The 16,456-nt window shown below is 67.6% G+C and carries 12 protein-coding genes; 3 read left to right on the top strand and 9 right to left on the bottom strand.

The window, feature by feature from the left end; translation table 11 throughout:
• Positions 1-348: 348 nt before the first annotated feature.
• From BJQ90_RS03030 to BJQ90_RS03005, 6 genes are all read right to left on the bottom strand, one after another.
• Positions 349-1,935: an amino acid permease gene (locus tag BJQ90_RS03030; protein ID WP_226758833.1), complete on the bottom strand. Its 1,587-nt coding sequence runs from the start codon at positions 1,933-1,935 to the stop codon at positions 349-351.
• A 187-nt stretch (positions 1,936-2,122) separates the two neighbouring features.
• Positions 2,123-2,530, bottom strand: a complete 408-nt coding sequence (locus tag BJQ90_RS03025) for a DUF779 domain-containing protein (protein WP_226758832.1) — start codon at positions 2,528-2,530, stop codon at positions 2,123-2,125.
• Between the two features lie 33 nt (positions 2,531-2,563).
• Complete coding sequence (adhP, locus tag BJQ90_RS03020) at positions 2,564-3,574, bottom strand: alcohol dehydrogenase AdhP (RefSeq protein WP_226758845.1); 1,011 nt, start codon at positions 3,572-3,574, stop codon at positions 2,564-2,566.
• A gap of 158 nt (positions 3,575-3,732) precedes the next feature.
• The gene (locus BJQ90_RS03015) at positions 3,733-5,256 is read right to left on the bottom strand and encodes an aldehyde dehydrogenase family protein (RefSeq protein WP_226758831.1); all 1,524 of its coding nucleotides are present in this window, start codon (positions 5,254-5,256) and stop codon (positions 3,733-3,735) included.
• Between the two features lie 132 nt (positions 5,257-5,388).
• Positions 5,389-6,777 carry a GAF domain-containing protein gene (locus tag BJQ90_RS03010; RefSeq protein WP_226758830.1) on the bottom strand — a complete coding sequence of 463 codons (1,389 nt, stop codon included), beginning with the start codon at positions 6,775-6,777 and terminating at the stop codon, positions 5,389-5,391.
• 416 nt (positions 6,778-7,193) lie between these two features.
• Positions 7,194-8,630: an FAD-dependent oxidoreductase gene (locus tag BJQ90_RS03005; protein ID WP_226758829.1), complete on the bottom strand. Its 1,437-nt coding sequence runs from the start codon at positions 8,628-8,630 to the stop codon at positions 7,194-7,196.
• A 184-nt stretch (positions 8,631-8,814) separates the two neighbouring features.
• Between BJQ90_RS03005 and rarD the strand changes: the two genes are divergently transcribed.
• Positions 8,815-9,837 (top strand): EamA family transporter RarD, encoded by a 1,023-nt coding sequence (gene rarD / locus BJQ90_RS03000; RefSeq protein WP_413463629.1) that lies wholly within the window; start codon positions 8,815-8,817, stop codon positions 9,835-9,837.
• A 120-nt stretch (positions 9,838-9,957) separates the two neighbouring features.
• Here the strand turns inward: rarD and BJQ90_RS02995 are convergent, their stop codons facing one another.
• Positions 9,958-10,830: a universal stress protein gene (locus BJQ90_RS02995; protein WP_226758828.1), complete on the bottom strand. Its 873-nt coding sequence runs from the start codon at positions 10,828-10,830 to the stop codon at positions 9,958-9,960.
• 201 nt (positions 10,831-11,031) lie between these two features.
• On the opposite strand from BJQ90_RS02995, the gene BJQ90_RS02990 reads away from it, so the two are divergent.
• Entirely contained in the window at positions 11,032-11,847 is an 816-nt protein-coding gene (locus tag BJQ90_RS02990) for a hypothetical protein (protein WP_226758827.1), read from the top strand.
• Positions 11,848-12,006: 159 nt separating this feature from the next.
• On the opposite strand, the gene gabT is transcribed toward BJQ90_RS02990, so the two are convergent.
• Entirely contained in the window at positions 12,007-13,371 is a 1,365-nt protein-coding gene (gabT, locus tag BJQ90_RS02985) for a 4-aminobutyrate--2-oxoglutarate transaminase (RefSeq protein WP_226758826.1), read from the bottom strand.
• 83 nt (positions 13,372-13,454) lie between these two features.
• A complete protein-coding gene (locus BJQ90_RS02980) occupies positions 13,455-14,885 on the bottom strand; it encodes a gamma-aminobutyraldehyde dehydrogenase (protein WP_226758825.1) in 1,431 nt (476 codons plus the stop codon).
• A 145-nt stretch (positions 14,886-15,030) separates the two neighbouring features.
• On the opposite strand from BJQ90_RS02980, the gene BJQ90_RS02975 reads away from it, so the two are divergent.
• Positions 15,031-16,456 (top strand): PucR family transcriptional regulator (locus BJQ90_RS02975; protein WP_226758824.1); only part of this gene is annotated, 1,426 nt, incomplete at its 3' end.

The raw sequence follows: 16,456 nt of genomic DNA, 5'->3' as shown, positions 1-16,456 counted from the left end.
ACAAGCCCCCAAACCTGTAAATGTTCGCTCTTCGAACAGACGTTCAAATTAAGTCTGATCTAAACCTAGTGTGAGGTCAACCACACAGGAGCCATTGTTACAGCTATGAGACAGCCCGTCGCGCCCCACAAAGAACAACGCGGGGTCACCTACGGCCCATCCGCCGCGGTGTGATGGGCCGTAAGTGACCCCGCGTTGCAGTGGCAGGACCGTCGAGCCGGGCTGGAAGCGTCGAATCCGGGCGGCCAAACGCCGAAGTCGCCGGAGCCGCGCCCCAGTCGCCGGAAGCTTTCAGCGACTGGGTGCGGCTCCGGCGACCTCGATGTCTCAGGACCGGGCGTTGGCCGTCTAGGCGCGGGTGAAGGTGTCCTCGTTCTCCGCGGCCTTGTTCTTCGTAGCCTCGGCGTCGGTGTTGCCGGCGGAAGCGGCCTCGGCGGGGCCGTTGACGGAGACCCTGGCCTCGGCGAACTTCTCGTTCAGCCGGGAGTGGCGCTGGCCGTAGGAGAAGTAGATGATGATGCCGATCACGAGCCAGCCGGCGAAGAAGATCCAGGTCTCCACCGCAAGGTTGGTCATGAGGTACAGGCACAGGACGGCCGAGATGATGGGGAGCACCTTGCCGAACGGCACCCGGAAGGCGGGCTTCAGGTCCGGACGCTTCTTGCGCAGCACCAGCACGCCGATGCTCACCGTCACGAAGGCGGACAGCGTGCCGATGTTGATCATTTCCTCCAGCAGGTCCACCTTGGTGAGCCCGGCGACAACCGCCACGGCGGCGCCGCAGATGATCTGCAGGCGGACCGGCGTCGCACGGATGGTGCTGGTCTTGGACAGCGAGCGCGGCAGCAGCCCGTCGCGGCTCATGGCCAGCACCACGCGGGAGAGGCCCATCAGCAGCACCATGATCACGGTGGTCAGGCCCACGAGGGAGCCGAAAGCGATGACCTTGGCGGCGTCGGTGTTGCCCACGGCCTCAAAGGCGGTGGTGAGGGTCGGGTTCTTGGCCTCGGCCAGCTCGGTGTAGGACACCATGCCGGTCAGCGCCAGGGACACCAGGATGTAGAGCACGGTGACGACGGCGAGGCCGCCGAAGATGCCGCGGGGCAGGGTCTTCTGCGGGTTCTTGACCTCCTCGGCCGAGGTGGCCACCACGTCAAAGCCGATGAACGCGAAGAACACCAGGGCGGCGCCGGCGAAGATGCCGAGGGTGCCGTACTGTGCCGGGGCAGCGCCGGTGAGGAAGCCGAAGAAGGACTGCTTCATGACGTCGGCGGCGCCGGTGCCGCCGGTCGGCTGGGAGGTCGGCACGAACGGAGCGTAGTTCTCGAACTTCACGTAGCTGAAGCCCACCACGATCACAAAGAGGACGACGGCGATCTTGATCAGAGTGAAGACGTTGCCGACGCGGGCGGACAGCTTCGTCCCCAGCACCAGCAGCACGGTGAAGACGGCAACGATCAGGAAGGCGCCCCAGTAAAGGTCCACCCCGCCCAGGGAGATCGACGGCGGAATGTCCACGCCCATGAGCGCGAACACCTTACTGAGGTAAATGCCCCAGTACTTGGCGATCACCGCACCGGCGGTGAACAGCTCGAGGATGAGGTTCCAGCCGATGATCCAGGCCAGCAGCTCGCCCATGGTGGCGTAGGTGAAGACATACGCGGAGCCGGCGACGGGGATGGCCGTGGCGAATTCGGCGTAGCACATGATCGCCAGCGCACACGTGATGGCAGCAATGGCGAAGGACAGGGTCACGGCCGGGCCGGCGAAGTTCGCTGCAGCCTTGGCGCCGACCGAGAAGATGCCGGCGCCGACAGCAACGGCGACGCCCATGATCATCAGGTCCCAGGAGCTGAGCGAGCGCTTCAGCTTTCGTCCCGGTTCATCGGCGTCCGACATGGACTGCTCGATCGACTTGGTCCGGAATAGGTTCATAGGAAAATCCAAAATCTCGGTAGCTGGGTAGGAAACAGACCTATCTATAGTAGTGTCCATCCACTGGACGGCCCGATTTGTCCCACATGGTGAGACGCAGGATGGCGAGACGCGGGAATAGTGAGACGCAAAAAGCGGGCCGTGCAGGTTTCCCTGCACGGCCCGCCCGCGCCTCACCAGCTCCGGTTTAGACCGGCCAGTCCATCAGTGTGGACCGGATCAGGAACCGTTTGCCTTCCGGCGCCTCGACCGAGAAACCGCTCCCCCGGCCCGGCACCACGTCCACGGTGAGGTGGGTGTGGCTCCAGTAATTGAACTGCTCCTTCGACATCCAGAACTCAATCGGCTGCGGCTGCAGCCCGTCGGAAATATCGAACAGGCCCAGCTGCACATCCGAGTCGCCGGTGATGAACTCCCCGGCCGGATAGCACATCGGCGAGGAGCCGTCGCAGCAGCCGCCGGACTGGTGGAACATCAGCGGTCCGTGCTGGAGCCACAGCTTGCGCAGCAGTTCCACCGCTTCCTGGGTGAGCGCCACCCGGGAGAAGTCCTCCCCGGGAACGGTCACGGCGGCGTCGAGCTTGGTCGGTGGCATCAGAGTCCTTTCTGCTTCAGTACGTGATAGCCATCAGTACTTGATGACCACGCGGCCGTCGATCTTGGCGTGCTTCATTTCATCGAGGACGGCATTCACTTCGGAAAGCTCCCGGGTGGAGACCGTGGGGTGGATCTTGCCCTCGGCGTAGAATTCCAGCGCCTCGGCCAGGTCCTGGCGGGTTCCCACGATGGAGCCGCGGACGGTCAGGCCCTTGAGCACAATCTCGAAGATCGGTGCCGGGAAATCACCCGGCGGCAGGCCGTTGAACACAATCGTTCCGCCGCGGCGGGCCATCCCGATCGCCTGGCCGAATGCTGACGGGTGCACTGCAGTGACCAGGACTCCATGGCAACCTCCGGTTTCGCGCTGGATGACTTCGGCGGGATCTTCGTGCAGGGCATTGACGGTCAGTTCCGCACCGTGCTTCTTGGCCAGGGCGAGCTTGTCGTCGGCGATGTCCACCGCAGCAACCCGGAGGCCCATGGCCACCGCGTACTGGACGGCGATGTGGCCGAGGCCGCCGATGCCCGAGATCGTGACCCACTGGCCGGGCCGGGCCTCGGTCATCTTGAGTCCCTTGTAGACGGTCACTCCGGCGCAAAGCACCGGGGCCACCTCGACGGGGTCCGAGCCGGCCGGGATCCGTGCGGCGAAGCGTGTGTCCACCAGCATGTACTCGCCGAAGGAACCGTCAACGCTGTAGCCGGCGTTCTGCTGCGCCTCGCACAGGGTTTCCCAGCCGGTGCGGCAGTACTGGCAATCGCCGCAGGCGGACCAGAGCCAGGCGTTGCCGACGAGGTCCCCGACGGCCAGGTCGGTGACGCCCTCACCGAGGGCAACCACCTCGCCGACGCCTTCGTGGCCGGGGATGAACGGCGGGGTCGGCTTGACCGGCCAGTCGCCTTCCGCGGCGTGGAGGTCGGTGTGGCAGACGCCGGTGGTCAGCACCTTGACGAGAGCCTGGCCGCGGCCCGGCACGGGAACGGGGAGGGTCTGGATCTGGAGGTCCTTGCCGAATTCGGTTACCACCGCGGCTTGCATTGTCGTCGTCGTCGTTGTCGTCGTCATAGCGAAATCCTTGCGTCATCGAACATGGGTGCAGCTAACAGGCGTGTGCATGGCGTCCTTCCGCGTGGGTGCACACGTGGTACGGGCGGGGCGGATCTTTTCCGATCCGCCCCGCCCGGGTTTGGTGCGGCTTAGAAGAAGCCGAGCTTGTTCTCGTTGTAGCTGACCAGGAGGTTCTTGGTCTGCTGGTAGTGGTCCAGCATCATCGCGTGGTTCTCGCGGCCGATGCCGGAGGACTTGTAGCCGCCGAACGCAGCGCCCGCCGGGTAGGCGTGGTAGTTGTTCACCCACACGCGGCCGGCCTGGATCTCGCGGCCGGCACGGTAGGCGACGTTGCCGTTACGGGACCAGACGCCGGCGCCGAGGCCGTAGAGGGTGTCGTTGGCGATGCCCATCGCGTCGTTGTAGTCGCTGAAGCGGGTCACGGACACCACCGGGCCGAAGATTTCCTCCTGGAAGATCCGCATCTTGTTGTGTCCTTCGAAGATGGTCGGCTGCATGTAGTAGCCGCCGGCCAGGTCCCCGGGCATTTCGGCGCGGGCGCCGCCGGTGAGGATCTTGGCGCCCTCCTGCTTGCCGATGTCGATGTAGGAGAGGATCTTTTCCAGCTGGTCGTTGGAGGCCTGGGCGCCCAGCTGGGTTTCGGTGTCCAGCGGGTTGCCCTGGATGATCTTCTCGACCCGGGCCACGGCGTCGGCCATGAAGGAGTCGTAGATTTCCTCCTGGACCAGGGCGCGGGACGGGCAGGTGCAGACTTCGCCCTGGTTGAAGGCGAAGAGTGTGAAGCCTTCCTGTGCCTTGTCGTAGAACGCGTCGTTGGTGTCGGCGACGTCGTTGAAGAAGATGTTGGGGCTCTTGCCGCCCAGTTCCAGCGTGACCGGGATCAGGTTCTGGCTGGCGTACTGGCTGATCAGGCGGCCGGTGGAGGTTTCGCCGGTGAACGCGATCTTGCGGATCCGGGGGCTGGAGGCCAGCGGCTTGCCGGCTTCGACGCCGAACCCGTTGACCACGTTCAGGACGCCGGCCGGCAGCAGGTCGCCGATGAGTTCCATCAGGACCAGGATCGAGGACGGGGTCTGCTCGGCCGGCTTGAGGACGACGGCGTTGCCGGCAGCGAGCGCCGGGGCGAGCTTCCAGACGGCCATCAGGATCGGGAAGTTCCAGGGGATGATCTGCCCGACGACGCCGAGCGGCTCGTGGTAGTGGTAGGCGGTGGTGTCCTCGTCAAGCTGCGACAGCCGGCCTTCCTGGGCGCGGACGGCGGAGGCGAAGTAGCGGAAGTGGTCGGCGGCGAGCGGGATGTCCGCGTTGAGGGTTTCGCGGATCGGTTTGCCGTTGTCCCAGGACTCGGCGACGGCGAGCATCTCGAGATTCTCGTCAATACGGTCGGCGATCTTGTTCAGGATGGCGGCGCGCTCGGCGACGGAGGTCTTGCCCCAGGAGGGGGCAACCTTGTGGGCGGCGTCAAGCGCCAGCTCAATGTCCTCAGCGGTGCCGCGGGCGACCTCACAGAAGGCCTTGCCGGTGACGGGCGTGATGTTCTCGAAGTACTGGCCCTTGACCGGGGCGACCCACTCGCCGCCGATCCAGTTCTCGTAGCGGTCCTTGAAGGTGACCTTCGAGCCCTCGGTACCGGGCTGTGCGTAGACAGTCATTGCAGCTCCTTTGCTGTGCAAGAGGGTGGCGGCCAGTTGTTGGCGCCTCCGTTGGGTTCAGCCTAGGAGCGGGGAGGTTGCAGTCAGGTTGCAACCGGAGTGACCCGGGTCACTCCTGCGGGATCTCGCGGGTCAGGCGCCGAGTTCGGTCTCGAGCCGTTCCAGATCAGCGACGATGGCGGCCCGTTTGGGCGAGCGGGGCGGCAGCAGTTTCAGCGCCGCGATCCGGACCTCGACGTCGTCCCTGGCCTCGGGAAGCTCGGCGTACCGCAGGAGCGACTCGGCGCTGCCGTCGGTCAGCACCGCCTCGCGGAGCAGGGAGGAGACGCGGGTCCGCAGCTCGGCGATGCCGGGGGCCTCGGAGCGGGGCAGGACGGCGCCGCGGTAGATCTCCAGGGCGATCCGGTGGGATCCCCGCTGCAGGCAGCTCAGGACCTGGCCGGAGTCCGGCACCAGGTCCAGCGGCAGCCGGTAGGGCCGTGACTGCGGCACAGCCCCCGGGTTGAGCTGCTGGAGGACCTTGCGCAGGCGGACCATCTCGGCCCGCAGGGTCATGGTGGACGCGTCGCCCTCGTACAGGAGGGCGCAGAGTTCCTCGGCGCTGAGCCCTTCCGGGTGGGTGCTGAGCAGGGCCAGGATTTCGCTGTGCCGGGCGGACAGCGCCACGGTGCGGCCGTCGATGCTCAGCAGCGCCTGGTCCCGGCCGAGGAGCTGGAGGCTGTTGCGGTACAGGCTGCCGGCCCCACCGTCGCCGTCCCGGGCCGCCGCGGCGGAGGCGGGGCTCCGGCGTCGGGCAGGCGAAGACTGTTTGGCGGCCGCGAGCTGGAGCCGCTCCACACGGAGGTGCGCCTGGGCGGCGGCCACGGTGGCCTCGACCAGTGACAGGGTGTGCGGGGCGACGGCGGACTCGGTGCCGGTGATGTCGACGACGCCGAGGAGGGCTCCGGAATCCGGATCGTGGAAGGGCACGGCCGTGCAGCTCCAGGGGTGGACGGAGCGTTTGTAGTGTTCGGCGCCGGAGATCTGGATGCCGCGGCCCAGGGCCAGGGCCGTGCCGGGGGCACTGGTACCCACGGTGGCTTCGGACCAGTCGGCCCCGGGGACGAACATCATGCCTTCGGCCCGGCGTCGCATCTCGGCATCTCCCTCGACCCAGAGCAGCCGGCCCACTTCGTCCCCCACGGCCACCAGCATGCCGCTGTCGTGGCTGGGCAGGACCAGGAGCTTGTGGATGACCGGCATAATGGCGGCCAGCGGGTGCTGGCGCCGGTACTCTTCGAGTTCTTCGGTGTCCATGGCCAGCGGGGCCTCGGGGTTGTCCGGGTTGGCGTGCAACTGCGCGGAACGCCGCCACGACTCCTGGATCAGGCTGCTGAGGCCGGGCAGCTGCAGATCGGCCGGGAACACGAGTCCCCGCGAGTCCAGCTGCTCATGCCCGGCGCTGGCATACTGCTGGCGCAGCTCGGCGGGGAGGCCGCCTGCGGGCGGGAACCGAGCTGCCGGATGGATCAGATTCCTCATTGAACTCCCACCGGACGGGCACGACGGCGTGCCGGAGGCAGCCATGTCCACTCAACTCTACGGGGCGTTCCGGGCCCCCGCCAGAGCTGGCGCCGGCCGGAAACCTCCAGGGGTTGGCAGGGCCTGGCCGCGCCGCGCGCGAACGGTCCGGCGATGCGCCAATTGTCCTGCGCTGCACCAAGGCGCTGTCGACGCCGGAATACGGACGCGCCAGCGTTTTTGCGCGTCGCGGGGAAACCGTCGCCGCGGAGTTAGCGGGCAGCCCGGCTCGATGACGCGTAATCGGCTCCGCGATGCGCAAACGGCTCCGCGCCGCACCATGGGTTCCGCGACGCGCCGAAGCGCTGTCGACGCCGGAATACGGGAGCGCCCGCATTTTCGCGCGGCCCAAGGAAATCTGCGCCGCGCAAGAGCACTTAGCCGCGGGAGATCTGCACCATGTCCTCGCGGGGAACCACCTTGACGCGTTCCCGCACGACGCCGTTCGCCTCCCCGGAAGCGGACCACTCCGCGCCGAGGGCCAGTTCGCGGGCGTCAAGCTTGTTCCAGCCTTCCCAGGTGGTGTATTCGATCCCGCGTTCCTCGAGGAGGTCGATGATCGCCTGCGGATCCGGGTTCTGCGCCGGCGGCAGGTTCAGCCGGTCCTCGAGCAGGAAGCCGATCGTTTCCAGCGCGTCGCCCTTGGTGTGCCCGATCAGGCCCACGGGCCCGCGCTTGATCCAGCCGGTCGCGTAGATGCCCGGGACAGGATTGCCTTCGGCGTCGAGCACCCGGCCGCCCTCGTTGGGGATGACGCCGCGGCGGGCGTCGTATTCGAGTTCGTCCAGCGGCGAGCCGTGGTAGCCGATCGCGCGGTAGACGGCCTGGACCGGGTAGTCGAGGCACTCCCCCGTGCCCTTGACGTTGCCGGTGCCGTCCAGCTGCATACGTTCGAACTTGATGCCGGTGACCTTGCCTGGGTGCGCGGCGTCGTCGTGGATCTCAACCGGGCTATGCAGGAAGTGCAGGTGCAGGCGGCGGGAGGACGGTTCCTCGGCCTCGGCGTGTTCCTCGACGAGCCAGTTGGTCAGGGTGTTGACCATGGTGCGGATCTGGTTGTTGCCGCGGATCGCTTCGTCCGAGGCCTCGTCGAACTCGAAGTCCTCCGGGTACAGGACGATGTCGACGTCCCGGGCGTGCGAGAGTTCACGCAGTTCCAGCGGCGTGAACTTGACCTGGGCCGGCCCGCGGCGGCCGAACACGTGCACGTCCGTGACCGGGGACTTCTTGAGCGCCTGGTAGACGTTGTCCGGGATCTCCGTGACCAGCAAGTCATCGGCGTGCTTGACCAGCATCCGCGCCACATCGAGGGCCACGTTGCCGTTGCCGATCACCGCAATCTCCTTGGCCTCCAGCGGCCAGTCGCGCGGAACGTCGGGGTGCCCGTCGTACCAGGAGACGAAATCGGCCCCGCCGAAGGACCCCTCAAGCCCGACGCCGGGGATGTCCAGGTCCGCGTCCCTGATGGCGCCGGTGGAGAAGATCACCGCGTCGTAAAAGGCTCGGAAGTCGTGCAGGGTCAGGTCGCGGCCGTAGGCGACGTTGCCGAGGAAGCGGATGTCGCCGCGGTCCAGGACTTTGTGCAGCGCGTTGACGATCCCCTTGATCCGGGGGTGGTCCGGTGCGACGCCGTAGCGGATCAGGCCGTACGGGGCCGGGTACGCCTCGAAGAGGTCGATGCTGACCTCGAAGTCGCCGTCCTTGACTTCATTGGACTTGGTCAGGATGTCAGCGGCGTAGACGCCGGCCGGTCCGGCGCCGACGATCGCAACGCGGAGCGGACGTTTGGACGTGGTTTCGGCCGAGTTGGACACCGGGAGCCCTTCTGAGTCTTAGCGGCAGCGCCAGTTCAAGCAGCGCACAATCCCCCTATTCTAAATGTCCGCGCTGACGAACGGGCGCCCCCGTGACCGACATCGCAGGGACCGGTGCCCGGCGCCGGGCGCATCGGGACCGAAAGACAGGAATAGGGGCTCCGAAGGTGGTGTTATTGATCTTGTGCCTACCCCCGACCGATCCCCCTCCCCTGCCGCGCTGAGCACTCCGGGTCCTGCTGCCCCCGGCGGAACGTCGCAGCGCCCGCCGGCCGTCCTCAAGGCAGTGGACACGGATACGACGGCGGGAATCATTTTCGGGATCGGCGCGTACGGCCTGTGGGGGCTGATGCCGCTCTACTTCTTCATGCTGCAGCCGGCCGGCGCGGTGGAAATTGTGGCCAACCGGGTGCTGTGGTCCCTGCTGTTCTGCGCCCTGCTGATCACCGTCACCCGCTCCTGGCGCGTGCTGGGAGCCGCCTTCCGGAACCGGATGCTGATCCTCCCGCTGATCATCGCCGCGGTCCTGATCGCGGTGAACTGGCTGACCTATGTGTACGGCGTGACCACCGGACAGGCCGTCGAAGCCTCGCTGGGCTACTTCATCAACCCGCTCGTCTCAGTCCTGCTGGGCGTGGCGGTGCTGAAGGAGAAACTGCGGCCGCTGCAGTGGGCCGCCGTCGTCATCGGCTTCATCGCCGTGGGCGTCCTGACGGTTTCCTACGGCAAACCGCCGTGGATTGCTTTGACCCTGGCCCTGAGCTTCGGCCTCTACGGCTTCGTCAAGAAGCGCGTGGGCCCGCGCGCTGATTCGATCACCAGCCTCACGGTCGAGACGATTGTCCTGGCGCCCGTGGCCGCCGCCGCGATGACGGTCCTGGCGCTCACCGGCGCCGCAACGCTGGCTGCCCACGGCCCCGCGCACTTCTGGCTCCTCGCGGCGTCGGGCATCATCACCGCCGTACCGTTGCTGTTCTTTGGCGCCTCCGCCCGGCGCCTGCCGATGACCATGATCGGCCTGCTGCAGTACTTCGCGCCCGTACTGCAGTTCATCGTGGCGCTGGCTGTGTTCCACGAACCCATGACCACCAACCGGTGGATCGGCTTCGGCGTTGTCTGGCTGGCGCTGCTGGTGCTCACCGTGGACATGCTGCTGACCACGCGGAAGAACTCCGTGACCCGGAAACTGGCCCGCGTAACCGCCTGAAACTGACCACACGGTCCACCCGGACGGCCGCCCAGGCGGCCGGCCGCAGGGGGCTGGCGCAGGTGGCCTCGCAAGTGGCCGGCGGGGCGGGTGCCCCGCCGGCGTCGCTCTCCCGCGCTATCAGTCCTCCGGGCTGGTGTCGATCCGCACGTAGTCGCGCGGGACCACCACCATGGGAACCGGCAGGGCTAGGAGCACCTTGTGGGCGGTGCTGCCGATGAACAGTTTGTTCTTTTCCGCCAGGCGGGACGAACCCACGATCAGGATCTCGCCCTCGTCCCATTCGAGGTCGTCGATCGCTTCCTCAATCGTGCGCCCGTGGGCAACTTCAACCGTGACGTGGTGCCCGGCCGGGAGCCGGTGGGCTGCCGCGGTAAGGACGGTGTTGGCGTGGACATGCGCCGCGTTGATGTTTTCGCCGCTGTCCCCTTCGGCGTCGAGTTCCACGAGGGACACCAGCCGCAGCGGGACCCCGCGGCGTTCCGCGGATTCGATCGCGACGTCGATCGCCGCCTCCGCACCGGCGCGCTGGCCCACCGCGAGGGTCAGCCGCGAGATCGGCTCCGTGCGGTGGTAGCCCCGGGGGGCCAAGGCCACCGGAACGGGCGAGGCGTGGAGCAGGGCGTTGGCCGCGCTGCCAATGGTGTACCGCTTGAACAGCCCTGAGCTGGCGGCGCCCACGACGATCAGGCCGGCCTTGTATTCCTGGGCCGCGTCGATGAGGCCGGCGGCGTGCGAGTCGGCCTGGCGGACGTGGAACCGGGCCTCGATGTCCTTGGGGATGAGCGAGAGGCCCTCCCGTTCCGCGCTGAGGACTTCCTGCTCCGCGGCGCTGACCCGGCTTCCCTCCGGATTCATCGCGACGTAGGGGGTGCGCCGGTCCACGACGTAGACGAGGTCAAGGTGCGCGCCCTGGGCGCGGGCCATCGCGGAGGCCAGTGCGACGGCGTCGGCGCCGCGGTCGGTGGGTGTGTAGCCAACTACGTATCGCATGTATGAACCCCTTATGGGTCTGTGGCAGAAGCCAGCTTGGCTCCGGGGGTTCCGGGCGACGTCGGCCGGTCTGCGTTCCTGCAGTGGTAGGAACGACTCTAGCCCAGCGGGACCCGGAATTGGCCGTGGCAGTTCGTGACTTTCGGCCCTGAGCAGGGCAATCACCCGTCCCTAGGCTGGCAGGGTCGAGGGGAGCGCATCATGAGCGCCATTAACACGGGGAATATCCACATCAGTGCACGGAACGCCGGGGTGGGGATGCTGGCCCTGCTGCTGGCCCTCACCGCCTGCAGTCCGTCCACCCCACCACCCGGCGGCACCAGCCAGCCAGCTACGTCCTCCAGCGCGCCTTCGCCCTCCCCTGCCACGTCGACGGCGGCCCCTTCGGCGTCCGCCACCGCGTCCGCCACGGTGCCGGCCGACTCTGACGAAACGGCGCCGCCGCAGTCGGGCGACAAGGTGATCGCCTCCACGGTCGCCCTCGACTGGACCTGGCCGGGCCCGGGCCAGCCGTTCAATGCCACGCATGAGAACCCGGTTCCGCTTTCCCCGCCGCCGGCCGCGCCCCTGCCCACCCTGTATGCCATCGGAGCCGGGATGCACCCCGCGGACACTCCGCCCTACGACCAGCTGAGCTTCCGGTTCCAGGGCGGCTTCCCAAGCTACAACGTCGAATTTGTGCCCGAACTGATCGCCGACGCCAGCGGACTCCCTGTTCCCATGCCCGGCACCGGAGCCATCCTCAAGGTGGTGTTCCACGGAGCCCAGGCGCACACGGAGGACGGCACGGCCAGCTCCATCACCAGCGCACCCGCCCCTTCCATCGGCTACCCGGCGCTCACCAGCTACGCCCCGGCCGGGGACTTCGAGGGCGTCCTCACCTACGGGATCGGCGTCGGCAGGCCGACGGGTACGGTGCCGGAGACGAAGGTGCGGGTCTACGAGGTCGAGAAGATTGAAGGTGGCCAGCACCTGTACGTTGTCGCGGTCCAGCTTGACGCCAGTTACTGGAAATAGCGCGGGTTGGCGGCGCTGAGCCGATTAGAGGACGCGGAGCCGCTTGGAAACTGCAGGCCCGGTGGAGGGATCAGCGCCGGTTAAAACAGCAGAGCCGCGGACGGTTCGTCCGCAGCTCTGCTGCGTTGTATCGGCGTTTAGGCCGGCTGACCGGATCTGTCAGGCGTTCGCCTTGATGGCCGAGGCCAGGACCTGGAGGCCGTCCAGCAGCAGCTCGTCGCTGATGACCAGCGGCGGCAGCAGCCGGATGACGTTGCCGTAGGTGCCGCAGGTGAGGATGATGACACCTTCCTTGAGGCACGCCGCGGCCACGGCCTTGGTCAGTTCCGGGTTCGGTTCCTTCGAGCCGGCCTGGACCAGTTCGATGGCCAGCATCGCGCCGCGGCCGCGGACATCGCCGATGACCGAACTATCAGAAAGTTCAGTTGCCAGTTCGCGCAGCTTGCCGAGGGCGATCTCCTCGATGTGCCTGGCACGGGCGTTGAGGCCGTACATCTCCATCGAGCCGATGGACGCCAGCGCCGCGGCGCACGCCACCGGGTTGCCGCCGTAGGTGCCGCCGAGGCCGCCCGGGTGGACGGCGTCGAGCAGTTCGGCGCGGCCGGTGATGGCGGAGAGCGGCATGCCGCCGGCGATGCCCTTGGCCATGGTGATGATGTCGGGGATGACGCCCTCGTGGTTCACGGCGAACCATTCACCGGTGCGGCAGAACCCGGACTGGACCTCGTCGGCGATGAAGACGATGCCCTTGTCCTTGGCCCACGCGGCCAGCGCCGGCAGGAATCCCTCGGCCGGGACGATGAAGCCGCCCTCGCCCTGGATGGGTTCGATGATGATCGCGGCGACCTGCTCGCCGCCGATCTGCTTCTCGATCATGCTGATGGCGCGCTTGGCGGCCTCGGCGCCGGTGATCTCCGGGTTTTCCTCGCGGTACGGGTAGCTCATCGGCATGCGGTAGATCTCGGGCGCGAACGGTCCGAAGTTGGTCTTGTAGGGCATGGCCTTGGCGGTCAGCGCCATGGTCAGGTTGGTGCGGCCGTGGTAGGCGTGGTCGAAGGCGACGACGGCGTCGCGGCCGGTGGCGAGGCGGGCCACCTTGACGGCGTTTTCCACGGCTTCGGCGCCGGAGTTGAACAGCACGGTGCGCTTCTCGTGGTCACCGGGCGTGAGGCGGTTCAGCTGCTCGGCGACGGCCACATAGCCTTCGTAGGGCGTGACCATAAAGCAGGTGTGGGTGAAGTGCTCCACGGCTTCCTTGACCGCGCCGACGACGGCAGGGTCGGAGGCGCCGACGCTGGTCACGGCAATTCCGGAGCCCAGGTCGATGAAGGAGTTGCCGTCGACGTCGTGGATGATGCCGCCGTCGGCGTCGGCGACAAACACGGGGACGCTGGACGCGACGCCGGCGGCGACCACGGCCTTGCGGCGTTCGGTCAGGGCGAGGGACTTCGGGCCCGGGAAGTCGGCCTGGACGCGGCGCTTCTGCTCCAGACGGTAGGTGATGTCATAGGCGGTGCTGGTCATGGGAAAGCCTTTCTTGACTGAATGGGGCCACGCCGGCAGGGTTCCCTGGCCGAAGCGGAGCGAGGTTAGGGCGCCGGTGGGGGCTAGGCGTCCAGCGCACTCATAACGTGCTTGATGCGGGTGTAGTCCTCCACGCCGTACATGGAGAGGTCCTTGCCGTAGCCGGACTGCTTGAAGCCGCCGTGCGGCATTTCGGCGGTCAGGAGGATGTGGGTGTTGATCCAGACGGCGCCGAAGTCCAGGTCGCGGCTCAGGCGCATGGCCGTGCCGTGGTTGGAGGTCCAGACGCTGGAGGCGAGGGCGTAGTCGACGTCGTTCGCCAGCTCCACGGCCTCCTCCTCGGTGCTGAATTTCTGCACCGTGATCACCGGGCCGAAGGCTTCCTTCTGCACGATGTCGTCGCTCTGCTTGGCGCCGGTGACGATGGTGGGCTCGAAGAAGAACCCCTTCTCCCCGGCCTGGTGGCCGCCGGTCTCGATCCGGCAGTTGGCCGGGAGGGACTCCACCAGGGCCTTGACCGTATTGAAGTGGTTGACGTTGTTCAGCGGGCCGAAGTAGTTGTCCTCGTCGTTCTGCGAGCCGGTGCGGAGCGTCTTCGTGTGCTCCACGAGGGCCGCCACGAGGTCGTCGTAGGCGGTGTCCTGGACCAGCACGCGGGCGATCGCGGTGCAGTCCTGGCCGGCGTTGAAGAAGGCGAACTCGGCGATGGCCGCGGCGCTCTTCTTGATGTCGGCGTCGGCGAAAACGACGGCGGGGGCCTTGCCGCCGAGCTCCAGGTGGGCGCGCTTGAGGCCCTTCGCGGCGCCGGAGGCGACGGCGATGCCGGCCCGGACGGAGCCGGTGATCGAGACGAGGCCGGGGACCTTGTGCTCCACCATCAGGGCGCCGGTCTCGCCGGTGCCCAGGACGACGTTGAGCACGCCGGCCGGGAAGATCCCGCCGGCGAGGCGGGCCAGGACCAGGGTGGACTCCGGGGTGGTGTCCGAGGGTTTGAGCACGATGGTGTTGCCCGCGGCCAGGGCGGGGCCGATCTTCCAGATGGCCATCAGGAACGGGTAGTTCCAGGGCGCGACCTGCGCGACGACGCCGATCGGTTCGCGCCGGACGTAGGAGGTGTGGCCCTCGAAGTATTCTCCGGCGGACTTGCCCTCCATGATGCGGGCGGCGCCGGCGAAGAAGCGCAGCTGGTCGGCGCCGGCGGCAACCTCCTCGGAGGCGATCAGCGAGCGGACCTGGCCGGTGTTGCGGTGCTGGGCGTCGACGAGCTCGTCGCTGTTCGCCTCGACGGCGTCGGCGAGCTTGAGCAGCATGAGCTGGCGCTGCCCCGGCGTCGTGCGCTTCCAGCTTTTGAAGGCGTCCTTCGCGGCGGTCATGGCGGCGTCGACGTCGGCCTGCACCGAGACCGGCGACTTCGCAACGACGTCGCCGTTGGTGGGGTTGACGATGTCCAGCATCGCGGTGCCGGCGGGGGTGACGAACTCGCCGTTGATGAAGTTCTGCAAGGTTTGTACCACGGTGTGCAACCTCTTTCGCGCTGAAAAGGACCCAATGAGACTGCTCCGAGCCTATGCCAGCCGGTCAACCCCGGGGAATAGTCACCTGCACACCGTTGTCGCCATATTTTAGTGCGCTTGACCAGCACCCGGTTATCCTGATTCCATGGCCATTTCACTTGCTGCCCTGCTGGCGGTGCCATCCCTTAAACTCGTCAAGGCCGGCCTCGCTGAAACCACCTGGCACCAGGACATTGTCTGGGTGGCAGTCACGGAGCAGGAGGACCCGCAGCGCTTCCTCAACGGCGGCGAACTGATCCTCACGACCGGCATGCGGCTCAAGAGCGCCCCGGAACAGCGCCGCTTCGTGCGCCAGGTCCAGCGCGCCGGGGCGGTGGGAATCGGGTTCGGGATCGGCCTGACGCACGACGCCGTGCCGCCGGCCCTGATTGCCGAGGCCAACCGCTGGGGGCTGCCGGTGGTCGAGGTGCCGTATGAGACGCCGTTCATCGCGATCGGCAAGCTCGTCGCCGATGCCCAGTCCGCGGACCACTTCACCAAGCTGGAGCGGCTCATCGCCGGGCACCAGATCCTGGCCCGGGCCCTGCTCACCGGCGGCGGCCTCGCCGAGCTCCTCAAGCACCTCGGTTCCATGCTGCGCACCGACATCGTGATGACCCAGTTCACCGCCCAGCTCTACAACAGCGTCCCCGGCGATCCTGCGCCGAGCGCCGAGGGCTGGGCCTCCTTCCCGATCCCCACCGGCCGCCGCGACGCGTGCACGCTGTGGGTCAAGCAGCCCTTCGAGGACTCGGGGATCGTCGGCTACGCCCAGAACCTGATCAGCGTCGAGCTCAACAACATGGTCAAGCAGCGCCAGTCCCAGCGCGCCCTGGCCGGGCAGGTCCTCGAGGACGTGATCCACGGGACCCTGGAGCCCAGCGAAGCCACCCGGCGGCTCGCCGGAATCGGGGTCAACAGCACCCGCCGGAACGTGGTCCTGCTCGCCGAGTCCGCCGCGCACTTCAAACAGCTCGGCACCTCCTCGCTGCCGCAGCCGCTGGAGAAGTCGGTGAGCGCCGTCGTCGGCAAGGACCTGGTGGCGGTGGTGCCCGACGACGGCAGCGGCGCCAGCGCGCTGGCCCGGAGCCTCAGCGACCACCTGGCCGAGGCCGGGATCCACGCCACGATCGGGATCGGCGGGGCCTACACCAAGCCCAACGGGCTGCGCTGGAGCTACTTCGAAGCCCGCGACGCGGCAAGCCACGGCCTGCCCGTGAACGAACCCGAGCGGCTGAGCCTGACCTCGCTGCTGCTGGCCAGCGAGGACGTGCCGCTGGCGGACATGGCCAGCGAGGCGCTCAATCCGCTCCGGACCTTCGATGCCGCCCACGGCGCCGAGCTGATGGCCACGCTGGAGAGCTACCTGAACAACAACGGCTCGGTGGCCGCCGTGGCCGAGGCCCTCACGCTGCACCGGAACACGGTCCGCTACCGGCTCGCGCAGATCACCGAGCTCACCGGCTACGACCCGGCCCAGACCTCGGACCGGGTGCAGCTCTGGCTAGCCCTGGCAGTGCAGCGTCTCGGCG

Source organism: Arthrobacter sp. SO3 (assembly GCF_020532825.1).
Lineage (GTDB): Bacteria > Actinomycetota > Actinomycetes > Actinomycetales > Micrococcaceae > Arthrobacter.
The sequence above is the reverse complement of the archived record's forward strand: the minus strand, read 5'-3'. Positions and strand labels throughout refer to the sequence as shown.